Genomic DNA, 10913 nt, shown 5'->3' on the forward strand with positions numbered 1-10913 from the left:
CGGGGCCGTCCGCCGGATCGGGGGGGAGCTGCACCAGCTTCAGCCCGTCCGGCGTGCAGAGGTGCAGCAGCAGGCCGTCCGCGCGCGGCTGCGCCATGCGCAGGCAGTGCGTCGCCGCCACCAGCCCCTGGCCGACCAGGAGCAGCGTGAACAGGCTCAGCAGGAAGGGGCGCAGCCGGGTCATCCCGGCGGCTGCCTAGAACTCCGCCTCGCGCCCGGCAAGCCCGGAACGGCCGGCATCGTCGCCTTCGAGCGGATAATCCACCTCCGCCTCGTAATGCGCCTGCTCCTTGCCGAGGCGGGAGGAGAACAGGGAGAAGCGCTCCACCACCACCGGCGGCGGGCGGAACAGGTTGTGCGCCTGGACGAAGCCGATCAGCTTGTCGGGCGCCACCTTGTCGGTGCGCGCCAGCGTCACGTGCGGCGCGAAGCGGCGGCGCTCGGGCGGCAGGCCGGCACGCTGCAGCGCCGTCTCCACCTTGGACTGGAGATGCGCCAGCCGCTCGCCGCGCTCGGCCTTCACATGCAGCGAGTGGATGCGCCCAGCCTTCTCGAAGATGTCGAGCCCCGCCAGCTGGAGGTCGAAGGGGCGGGCGCGGATGCCGGCCAGCGCCTCGTCCAGCTCATCCGCGCGCCAGCCCTCGACCTCGCCGATGAAGCGCAGCGTCAGGTGGTAGTTCTCGGGCGGCACCCAGCGCGCGCCGGGAAGTCCGCCGGCAAGGTCGGAGAGCTGCTCCCGCAGCGCCTCCGGCAGGGGCAGGGCAACGAACAGGCGTGGCATGGCGGCTCAACCTCCCTGCACCTTGGACAGAAGCTCCCGCACGGCGGGGAGCATGCGCCGCGCCATCTCCGCCGCGCCCTGCGCGTTGGGATGGATCCGGTCCGGCTGGTTCAGCGCTGGCTCGCCCGCCACCCCCTCCAGCAGGAAGGGATAGAAGACAACCTGGGGATACGCCTCGGCCAGCCGGGTGAAGGTGGCGGCGAAATCCCGCCCGTATTCGGCGCCGAGATTGGGCGGCGCCAGCATCCCGGCCAGCAGGGTGGGCAGGCCGCGCGCCGCGAGGCGGTTCAGGATGTCGTCGAGGTTGGCGTGGCTGTCGGCCGGCGGCAGGCCGCGCAGCCCGTCATTGCCGCCGAGCGCCACGATCACCGCCTGCGGCCGGTCGGCCAGCGCCCAGTCGAGCCGCGCCTTGCCGCCTGCCGTGGTGTCGCCCGAGACCCCGGCGGGGATGACGCGCACCGCCTCCCCCGCCTCCCGCAGCGCCTTCTGCAGCTGGGCGGGGAAGGCCTCCTCCGGCGCCAGCCCGTAGCCGGCGGTGATGGAATCGCCCAGGATCAGCAGCCGCACCGGCTCCTGCGCCCGGGCTGGCCACGCCGAAAGAAATATTCCGATACCGAGAGCTGCCCTTCGCAGTGCGGCACGCCGGCCATATCTGCGGAACATGCTGGACGCACCGAACGCCATCCGTTCCCCCGCTGCGAGGCCCCCCGCGGGGGCCGGACGCGACGCAAACCTCATCGAGGCCCGCGGGCTCGCCTTCAAGGTGGCGGGGCCGGGGGGTGAGGTCAACATCCTCCGCGGCCTTGATCTGGACGTGAAACAAGGTGAGGCGGTGGGGCTGGTCGGCCCCTCCGGCTCCGGCAAGACCTCGCTGCTGATGCTGCTGGCCGGGCTGGAGCGCGCCACCGGCGGCGGCCTCCGGGTCGCCGGCACCGATCTCGGCCGGCTGGACGAGGATGGCCTCGCGCGCTTCCGGCGCGACCATCTCGGCATCGTCTTCCAGGCCTTCCACCTGATCCCGACCATGACGGCGCTGGAGAACGTCGCCGTGCCGCTGGAATTCGCCGGGCGGGCGGATGCCTTCGAGCGCGCCCGGGTGGCGCTGGGGCGGGTCGGGCTCGGCCACCGGCTGGAGCATTACCCCGGGCAGCTCTCGGGCGGCGAGCAGCAGCGCGTGGCGCTGGCACGCGCTGTGGTGGGCGAGCCCAGCCTGCTGCTGGCCGACGAGCCCACCGGCAACCTCGACGGCGCCACCGGCCAGGCGGTGATGGACCTGCTGTTCGGCCTGCGGGAGCAGCTCGGCACCACCCTGCTGCTGATCACCCACGACCCGGCGCTCGCCGCCCGCTGCGGCCGCCGCCTGCGCATGGCCGATGGCCTGCTGGTGGAAGACAGCGCCACGCCCCCCCCGGCTGCTTCCTCGTGAGCGGCACCTTCGGGCTGAGCCTGCGCTTCGCGCGGCGGGAGCTGCGCGGGGGCTTGCGGGGGCTGCGCATCGTGCTGGCCTGCCTGGCGCTGGGGGTGGGGGCCATCGCCGCCGTCGGCACGCTGCGCGCCGGCATCCAGGCGGGGCTCTCCGCCGACGGCGCCCGCATCCTGGGCGGCGACCTCTCGGTGCGCGTCTCCTACCGCCCCATGCCGCAAGCGGCGCGGGACTGGATCACCGGCCAGGGCGCCCGCCTCTCCGAGGTGGTGGAGATGCGCGCCATGGCCATCGCCCCCTCGGGCGAGCGCTCCCTGGTGGAGCTGAAGGCGGTGGACGGGGCCTACCCGCTCTACGGCGCGCTGGCGCTGGAGCCGGCGCTGCCGCCGGAGCGGGGCGGGCGCCTCGCCCCCGGCGAGGTGGCGCTGGACCCGCTGGTGGCCGAGCGCCTCGGCGTCGCCCCCGGCGACGAGATCCGGCTGGGCGAGGCGCGGCTGCGCCATGCCGGCACCATCCGCTCGGAGCCGGACAAGGTGGCGAGCCCCGCCATCCTCGGCCCGCGCGCCATGATCGCAATGGAGAGCCTCCCGGCCACGGCGCTGATCCAGCCCGGCAGCCTGGTGCAGTACGAGTACCGCATCGCCCTGCCGCCCGGCCTGGCGCCCGGCCCCTTCGCCGAGGCGCTGCGCGTGGCGCATGACGATGGCGGCTGGCGCATCCGCGGCGCCGCCGAGGCCTCGCCCGGCGTCAACCGCTTCCTCGACCGTGCCGCCTCCTTCCTGACGCTCGCCGGGCTGACGGCGCTGCTGGTGGGCGGCATCGGCGTGGCCACGGGCGTGCGCGCCTGGCTGGACCAGCGGGCGCGCACCATCGCCACGCTGCGCTGCCTGGGCGCCCCGGCGCGGGTGATCTTCACCACCTACCTGCTCCAGGTGCTGGTGCTCTCGGCGCTTGGCATCCTGCTCGGGCTGCTGCTGGGGCAGGGGCTCTCGGTGCTGGCGGCGCGGGCGCTGGAAGGCGCCCTGCCGGTGCCGCCGCGCCTTGGCTTCTACCCGCTGCCGCTGGCCCAGGCGGCGCTCTACGGCGTGCTGACGGCGCTCACCTTCGCCCTCTGGCCGCTTGGCCGGGCGCGGGAGATCCCCGGCGCCGCGCTGTTCCGCGACGTGGTGCAGGGCGGCGGCGGGCGGCCGCGCTGGTCGCTGCTGGCGGTGAACGCCGCCGCCGCCCTGGCGCTGGTGGCGCTGGTGGTGGGCAGCGCCGAGCAGCCGGGCTTCGCGCTCGGCTTCTGCGCCGCTGCCGGCGGCACGCTGCTGCTGTTCCGCCTCGGCGCCAGCGCGCTGATGGCGCTGGCGCGGCGCTGGCGGCACCAGCGGCGCCCGGCGCTGCGCCTGGGCCTGGCCAACCTGCACCGCCCCGGCGCACCCACCGCGCTGCTGCTGGTGGCGCTGGGCATCGGCCTGACCACCCTCTCGGCGGTGGCGATGATCGAGGGCAACCTCCGCCGCCAGATCCAGGACCAGCTCCCCGAGGCGGCGCCCAACTTCTATTTCATCGACATCCAGTCCGACCAGGCGCGGCGCTTCGACGAGCTCGCCCTGGCGCAGCCCGGCGTGGCGGAGATCCGCCGCGTGCCCTCGCTGCGGGCGCGCATCACCGCCATCAAGGGTGTGCCGGTGGACCAGGTGCAGGCCACCGAGGACACGCGCTGGGCGCTGCGCGGCGACCGTGGCCTGACCTATGCCGCGACCCCGCCCGAGGGCACCCGCCTGGTGGCCGGCCAGTGGTGGGCGGCCGACTACAGCGGCCCGCCGCTGCTCTCGCTCGATGCCCGGCTGGCCGAGGGCTGGGGCGTCACGGTCGGCGACACGGTAACGCTCGACATCCTCGGCCGCGACATCGCGCTGAAGGTGGCGAGCCTGCGGCAGATCGAGTGGCAGGGGCTGGGGCTGAACTTCGTGCTGATCGCCTCGCCCGGGCTGCTGGAGGCGGCGCCGCACACCCACATCGCCACCCTGCGCGGCGACCCGGCGCGCGATGCCGCCGTGCTGCGCGCCATCACCGACGCCTTCCCCAACGTCTCCGGCATCCGCGTGCGGGACGCGCTGGAGGCGGTCTCCGGCCTGCTGGAGCGGCTCGGCACCGCCGTCTCGGCGGTGGCGGGGGTCACGCTGCTGGCGGGCGGGCTGGTGCTGGCCGGCGCCATGGCCGCCGGCCAGCGCCGCCGGGTGCGGGATGCCGTGGTGCTGAAGGTGGTGGGCGCCACCCGCGCCCAGGTGCGCCGCGCGTGGATGGTGGAGTTCGGCCTGCTCGGCGCCACGGCGGGCGTCATCGCGGCGCTTTGCGGCACGGCGGCGAGCTGGGCCGTGGCGCGCTACGTGATGCGGACGGACTGGGCCTTCCTGCCCGGCACGCTGGCCGCCACCATCCTGGGCTGCACCCTGCTGACGCTGCTGCTGGGCTATGCGGGCACGGCGCTGGCCCTGCGCGCGCGGGCCGCGCCATTGTTGCGCAATGAGTGATTTCCCGCCCCGGGGCCTTTCCGCTAAGGGAACCCTGCCGCGGGTGGGGCGGGCCGATGAATTCTGCGCGGCCCCGCCCGCCACGCCCGCGATTCCCGTTGAACCAGATTACCGTTAGTCCATATTACTCATGACCCGCGGATTCTCCGCGCTGGGAGGAGTTGAGACACCTATGGCCACTGGTCCCGACTATCGATACACGACGGGTGCGCCTGGCTGGGGTCGCACAGCGACTGCCGACGCGGCCGCCGTCGATGCCGGGCTGCGGTCCTACATGCTGCGCGTCTACAACTGGATGGCGTCCGGCCTGCTGCTGACGGCGATCGTTGCCTACCTGATCGCCAACACCGGCGCGGCCGACCTGTTCTACACGGTTGTCCGCACGCCGCGCGGCCTGGCCACGCAGCCGACCATCCTGGGCTTCGCGGCCATGCTCGCCCCGCTCGCCTTCGTGCTGGTGCTGTCCTTCGGCATCAACCGGATGAGCAAGGGCACGGTGCAGGCGCTGTTCTGGGTGTTCTGCGCGGCCATGGGCGCCAGCATGGCGAACATTTTCGCCGTGTATGTGGGCGCCTCGATCGCCAGCACCTTCTTCATCACCGCCGGCATGTTCGCCGCCGTCAGCCTCTACGGCTACACGACGAAGGCGGACCTGACGAAGCTCGGCACCTTCATGATGATGGGCCTGATCGGCATCATCATCGCCGGCGTGGTGAACATGTTCGTGGGCTCCTCGGCCCTGCAGTTCGCCATCAGCGTCATCGGCGTGGTGGTGTTCGTGGGCCTCACCGCCTACGACACGCAGCGGATCAAGTCCGACTACGTCGAGTACGCCTATGCCGAGGGCACGGACATCGCCGCCAAGCGCAGCGTGTTCGACGCGCTGGGCCTGTACCTGAACTTCATCAACCTGTTCCAGCTGCTGCTGCAGTTCATGGGCGTGCGCCAGCAGGACTGATCCTGCCGGCGCCCCGGTAAGGGTGGATGGCCCCGGGGGGAAACCTCCGGGGCTTTTTCTTTGCGCCGCTCAGCCCTGGGGCGGCGGGCCGAGCCCTTCCAGCCCCGTGCCGAGCGACGCCCACTCCGCGCGCAGCATGGCCAGCACGGTGGCGCAGGCCGGGTTCTCCATCTCCGGCCGCCAGGCCAGCACCAGCTCGGCGGCGGGCGGTGCCGGCATGTCCAGCGGCCGCAGCGCCACCTCGGCCGGCTGCAGCCGCTCGGCCGCGCGCGGCACCAGCGCCACCCCGAGCCCCGCCCCCACCAGCGCCAGGATGGAATGCGTCTGGCTGATGTGCTGCACCCGCTCCGGCACGATGCCCGAAAGGCGGAACAGGCCGGTGACGAGGTCGTGCAGGTAGCGCCCCTCCACCGGCGGGTAGGTGATGAGCGGCTCGTCCTCCAGCGCCGACAGGGCGATGGCGGGGCGCGACGCCAGCGGATGCGCCCGCGGCAGCGCCACCAGCAGCGCCTCCCGCTGCACCCGGGTGCTGAGCAGCCCGGCCGGGCGCCCCACCGGCCGCAGCAGGCCGAGATCGAGCCGCCCCGCCTGCAGGGCCTGCACCTGCTCCTGCGAGACCGCCTCGCGCAGCGTCAGCGTGATCTCCGGCAGGCGGGTGCGCAGCAGGCCCACCAGCCGCGGCAGCACGCCATAGCTGGAGGCGGCGGTGAAGCCGATCCGCACCTCGCCGCTCTGCCCGCGCGCCACGCGCCGGGCCTGGAGGGCGGCGCCCTCGGCCAGCCGCAGCAGCCGCCGGGCATCCTCCAGGAAGGCCTGGCCTGCCGGGGTGAGGCGCACGCCGCGGCTGTCCCGCCACAGCAGCACGGCGCCGAGCCGGTGCTCCAGCGCCTGGATCTGCCGGCTCAGCGGCGGCTGCGTCATGTTCAGCCGCGCCGCGGCCCGGTGGAAGTGCAGCTCCTCCGCCACCGCGACGAAGCAGCGCAGCTGGTTGAACTCGAACATGGATACCGCCCCGGCATCGGCCGATGCCGAATCAGGTTTAGACCGGTATCGCCGCGCAGGCCTAGAGCGGAAGCCAAGGCCGCGCGCCACAGGCGGCCAGTTCCGGGGAGAACAACCAAGATGCTTCGCCGCACCCTGCTGCGCGCCGCGCCCCTGGCCGGCGCCGCCGCCCTCTCGCCGCTGGCCGCACCCGCCCTGCGCGCCCAGGGGTTCGACCACACGCTGCGCATCATCGTGCCGAACGCGCCGGGCGGCACCAGCGACATCATCGCCCGCCTGCTGGCGCCCGAGATGACGAAGGCGCTCGGCCAGTCGGTGGTGGTGGAGAACCGGGCCGGCGCCGCCGGCAACATCGGCGCCGACGCCGTGGCCAAGAGCCCGCCGGATGGCCACACCCTGCTGCTGATGGACGTCTCGACGCTCGCCATCAACCCGGCGCTGTTCCCGCGCATCCCCTTCGACGTGCAGCGCGACCTCGCGCCCGTCACCATGCTGATCTACGCGCCCTATCTCGCCGCCACCCGCAACACCCTGGCGGTGACGGACGCCGCCAGCCTCGCGGCCCATGCCAGGGGGAAGGGCGGGCTGAACCTGGCCAATGCCGGCGTCGGCAGCCTGACGCACCTCACCGCCGTGGAGGTGGCCGCGAAGCTCGGCGGCGAGGTGACGCACGTGCCCTACCGTGGCGGCGCGCCGGCGCTGCTCGCCATCAGCTCGGGCGAGGCGGACATGATCATCAACGGCGCCACGGCGACGCAGCCCTACGTGGTGAACGGGCAGATGCGCGGCATCGCCGTCTCCGGCCCGCACCGGCTGGCGGCGCTGCCGAACGTGCCGACCTTCGCCGAGCTGGGCTGGCCGATGGCCGATGCCGGCACCTGGCAGGGGGTGATGGTGCAGGGCAACACGCCGCGCCCACTGGTGGAGAAGCTGGAGACGGTGCTGCGCGCGGTGATGGCGCAGCCGGCCATCGCCGGCCGCATCGCCGAGCTGGGCGGCGAGCCGCGGGTGGAGGGGCCGGACGCCTTCCGCCGCTGGCTGGCCCAGGCGACGGAGAGCTACGGCGCCATCGTCCGTACCCACAACATCCGCCCCGAGTGAGGAAGCCCGCCGCATGAGCCTGTCCACCGCCCCCGCCGCCCTGCGGCGCGCGCCCCGGGAGCTGGAGGCCTTCGCCACGGCGCTGTTCGCGGCGGCGGGGCTGGAGCGTGGCATGGCGGAGAGCGTCGGCCGGCTGCTGGTGCTGACCGACATGATGGGCCGCCGCACCCACGGCCTGGCCCAGGCCGGCGCCTACCTGGCCGAGATCGCGGCGGGGCGGATGGAGACCGCCGGCCAGCCGGAGGTGCTGCGCGACACCGGCGCCACCCTGGTCTGGGATGGCGGCTACCGCCCTGGCCTGTGGCTGGTGGAGCAGGCCGTGGAGGAGGCCCTCGCCCGGCTGCCGCGGCATGGCGTCGTCACCCTCGCCATGCGGCGCAGCCACCATATCGGCTGCCTCGCCGCCCTGGCCAGGCGCGCCACCGATGCCGGCTGCTTCGTCATGCTGGCCTCCTCCGGCCCGCACAGCCGGATCGTGGCGCCCTTCGGCGGGCGGGAGGCGCTGTTCAGCCCCAACCCCTTCGCGGTCGGCTTCCCGGCCGGCGCCGTGCCGGTGCTGGTGGACATCTCCGCCTCCATCACCACCGTCTCGATGACGCGGCAGAAGGCCGCCGCCGGCGAGATGTTCGAGCACCCCTGGCTGCTGGACGCCGAGGGCCGCCCGACCCGCGACCCCACCGTGATGGAGCGCGAGGCGTCGCGCGGCAGCCTGATGCTGTTGGGCGGGCCGGAGGCGGGGCACAAGGGCTTCGGCCTGGCGCTGATGGTGGAGGCGCTGACCCAGGGCCTGGCCGGCCATGGCCGGCGGGACGCGCCGGGCCGTTGGGGCGCCAGCGTCTACCTGCAGGTGATGGACCCCGGCGCCTTCGCCGGGCGGGAGGCCTTCGGGGACCAGATGTCCTTCCTGGCCGAGGCCTGCCGCGCCAACGCGCCGGCCGACCCCGCCCGCCCGGTGCGCCTGCCGGGCGAGCAGGCGGCGCGCGGCATCGCGCGGGCCGAGGCGGAGGGGCTGGAGGTGCCGGCCGGGACCGTGGCCGCGCTGCGCGAATGGTCGGCGCGGCTGGGCGTCGCCTTTCCCGGCTGAAGCCAGCCGCCGCGCAGGAAAAAGGCCCGGGAGCTGGCTGCTCCCGGGCCTTCTTGCGTATCCGGCTGCCGTAGCGTGGCGGTCAGCCCTGCTTCAGGTGCTCCAGCAGCTTGTTCATCGCCGCGTTCTTGTCGGTGCCGTCGATCGCCGCGACCTCGGCGGCCAGCCGGTCCATGGCCAGCTCGTAGATCTGCCGCTCGGAGAAGGACTGGTCCGGCTGGCCGGCGTTGCGGTGCAGGTCGCGCACCACCTCGGCGATCTGCACGGGGTCGCCGCTGTTGATCTTCTGCTCGTATTCCTGGGCGCGGCGGGACCACATGGTACGCTTGATGCGGGCGCGGCCCTTCAGCGTCTCCAGCGCCTCGCCCATCATGTTGGTGTTGGCGAGCTTGCGCAGGCCGGAGGAGGCCGCCTTGTTCAGCGGCACCCGCAGCGTCATGCGGTTCTCCTCGAAGGTGACGATGATCACCTTCAGCTCCGTGCCGGCCACCGCCATGCTCTCGATGCCCTGCACCTGACCCACGCCGTGGGTCGGGTACACCACATGGTCGCCGGCCTTGAACTCGCTGCCCTGGTTGCCGAGCGGCTTGGGCGGCGGAACAGGGCGGGAGGACCCGCCTTCGGTGGGGGAGGGACTCTGGGATTCCGACATGCCTGGGCGACGTCCGGGTAGGATGCGGGGGGAGGTTCGGGATTCGGCCGGGGCCGGCTCGGGTTGCGTGCTGGTGGATCTCGCGCCGGCGGGTGGCTTCATCCGCTGTCTACTCCTGCGAACCGCAAGTGCGGGGAGGGGCGGCGCCACCGGAGGGAGCCGGCCGCGCGTTCATCGCCTCACGCACCCAGAAAAGCTGGGGCCGCGCCGGGGCGCGGACAACCAGGCCCAAATCGCAGGATAGCAAAAAACGCGTGATTCGTCACGCGGCGCCGGGCTTGGGGTCGAACAGCTCTTTCTTGTCCGGCTTGCCGTTCCATTCCTCGGCATCGGCCGGCGCCTCGCCCTTGCGGGTGATGTTCGGCCATTGCTGGGCATAGGTGCGGTTCAGCTCCGCCCATTCGGCGGCGCGGTCGTCGCTGTCGGGGAAGATGGCCTCGGCGGGGCATTCGGGCTCGCAGACGCCGCAGTCGATGCATTCATCCGGGTGGATGACCAGCATGTTCTCGCCCACGTAGAAGCAATCCACCGGACAGACTTCCACGCAGTCCATGTACTTGCAGCGAATGCAGTTCTCGGTGACGACGTAGGTCACGGGCCCCAATCCTTCTGCCGTCCGTTCCAGACAGCTCCTGCGCCAGACACCCTGGCGCGCGGCGGAGAAATGGACCGCAATGCCCGCCCGCGCAACCGCCTTTCTGCGATGGCGCGGCCCCGCGCCGGGCATGGCGGAGGTCAGGGCGCGGCGGGCGGCGGGGCGCCTGGCGGCGGCTCGGTCAGGTCCTCGTAGAGGGTGCGCGCCTCGGGGGCGGGGCCGCGCCGGCCGGCCAGGGCCAGGATGCGCCAGACCCGCACGCTGCCACGCTCCGGCCCGCCGAGGGCGAGGGTCATCACATCACCGGGGCGGAGCTTCGCGTGCGGCTTGTCCACCGGCTGGCGGTTGAGGCGGACGGCGCCGCGCGCCACGAGGCGGGAGCAATCCGCGCGGGTCTTGGCCACCCGCGCGCACCACAGCCACTTGTCGAGCCGCTGCCAGTCGCGGTCCTCGTCGCCGCCGGCCGCCAAGTCAGTCCTTGCCCAGCTTCAGGCGCGCCAGCACCGCGAAGGGGCTGTCCGGGTCCGGCCCCTTGCCCTTCTCGGGCGAGAAGGAGAAGGAGCGTGGCTCCTGCCCGCGGTCGTTGCGCGGGCCGCGGCGGTCGCCGCGCTCGCCCTGCGGGCGCGGCGGCCGGTCGCCCTGGTGGCGGTCTCCCTGCGGGCGGGGGCCGCCCTTGCCCTGGAAGCGCGGTCCGCCACCGGCCTGGTCGCGCGGGCCGCGCTCGCGGCGCGGCTCCCGCTCCGGCGCCGGGGGCGTGCCCTCGGGGGTGCCTTCGGCGGCGGGCGCGGCCTCGCGCGG

General features: G+C 73.8%; 12 protein-coding genes and 1 pseudogene. 5 read left to right on the top strand and 8 right to left on the bottom strand.

Annotated elements, in window-relative coordinates; genetic code table 11:
- From ACZJYS_RS18805 to ACZJYS_RS18815, 3 genes are all read right to left on the bottom strand, one after another.
- Nucleotides 1-184, bottom strand: a 184-nt coding sequence (locus ACZJYS_RS18805; RefSeq protein WP_493179914.1) for a hypothetical protein, incomplete at its 3' end; no start/stop codon positions are given.
- A gap of 12 nt (nt 185-196) precedes the next feature.
- Nucleotides 197-781: an RNA 2',3'-cyclic phosphodiesterase gene (gene thpR, locus ACZJYS_RS18810; protein ID WP_493179915.1), complete on the bottom strand. Its 585-nt coding sequence runs from the start codon at nt 779-781 to the stop codon at nt 197-199.
- 6 nt (nt 782-787) lie between these two features.
- Nucleotides 788-1348: an arylesterase gene (locus ACZJYS_RS18815; RefSeq protein ID WP_456316670.1), complete on the bottom strand. Its 561-nt coding sequence runs from the start codon at nt 1346-1348 to the stop codon at nt 788-790.
- A gap of 94 nt (nt 1349-1442) precedes the next feature.
- Between ACZJYS_RS18815 and ACZJYS_RS18820 the strand changes: the two genes are divergently transcribed.
- The 3 genes from ACZJYS_RS18820 (at nt 1443) to ACZJYS_RS18830 (ending at nt 5681) form a co-directional block, all read left to right on the top strand.
- Nucleotides 1443-2207, top strand: coding sequence for an ABC transporter ATP-binding protein (locus tag ACZJYS_RS18820; RefSeq protein WP_379652051.1), 765 nt, complete (start codon nt 1443-1445; stop codon nt 2205-2207).
- Nucleotides 2204-4723: an ABC transporter permease gene (locus ACZJYS_RS18825; RefSeq protein WP_493179916.1), complete on the top strand. Its 2520-nt coding sequence runs from the start codon at nt 2204-2206 to the stop codon at nt 4721-4723. Before ACZJYS_RS18820 ends, ACZJYS_RS18825 begins: the two co-directional genes overlap by 4 nt.
- Before the next feature lie 172 nt (nt 4724-4895).
- Nucleotides 4896-5681, top strand: coding sequence for a Bax inhibitor-1/YccA family protein (locus ACZJYS_RS18830; RefSeq protein WP_109516224.1), 786 nt, complete (start codon nt 4896-4898; stop codon nt 5679-5681).
- A gap of 69 nt (nt 5682-5750) precedes the next feature.
- On the opposite strand, the gene ACZJYS_RS18835 is transcribed toward ACZJYS_RS18830, so the two are convergent.
- Nucleotides 5751-6683, bottom strand: a complete 933-nt coding sequence (locus ACZJYS_RS18835; RefSeq protein WP_493179917.1) for a LysR family transcriptional regulator — start codon at nt 6681-6683, stop codon at nt 5751-5753.
- 120 nt (nt 6684-6803) lie between these two features.
- On the opposite strand from ACZJYS_RS18835, the gene ACZJYS_RS18840 reads away from it, so the two are divergent.
- On the top strand, nt 6804-7784 hold the full coding sequence (locus tag ACZJYS_RS18840) for a Bug family tripartite tricarboxylate transporter substrate binding protein (protein ID WP_109516222.1): 981 nt from the start codon (nt 6804-6806) through the stop codon (nt 7782-7784).
- Nucleotides 7785-7797: 13 nt separating this feature from the next.
- Nucleotides 7798-8868, top strand: a complete 1071-nt coding sequence (locus tag ACZJYS_RS18845) for an Ldh family oxidoreductase (RefSeq protein ID WP_493179918.1) — start codon at nt 7798-7800, stop codon at nt 8866-8868.
- 82 nt (nt 8869-8950) lie between these two features.
- Here the strand turns inward: ACZJYS_RS18845 and ACZJYS_RS18850 are convergent, their stop codons facing one another.
- From ACZJYS_RS18850 to ACZJYS_RS18865, 4 genes and pseudogenes are all read right to left on the bottom strand, one after another.
- Nucleotides 8951-9520, bottom strand: coding sequence for a CarD family transcriptional regulator (locus tag ACZJYS_RS18850; RefSeq protein ID WP_245906188.1), 570 nt, complete (start codon nt 9518-9520; stop codon nt 8951-8953).
- Nucleotides 9521-9782: 262 nt separating this feature from the next.
- A complete protein-coding gene (gene fdxA, locus ACZJYS_RS18855; protein WP_109516219.1) occupies nt 9783-10115 on the bottom strand; it encodes a ferredoxin FdxA in 333 nt (110 codons plus the stop codon).
- Between the two features lie 140 nt (nt 10116-10255).
- Complete coding sequence (locus tag ACZJYS_RS18860; protein ID WP_493179919.1) at nt 10256-10585, bottom strand: RNA-binding S4 domain-containing protein; 330 nt, start codon at nt 10583-10585, stop codon at nt 10256-10258.
- Between the two features lies 1 nt (nt 10586).
- Nucleotides 10587-10913 (bottom strand): annotated as a pseudogene (locus ACZJYS_RS18865) (helicase-related protein); the annotation flags it as partial.

This window comes from Roseomonas sp. TS2 (assembly GCF_058833935.1).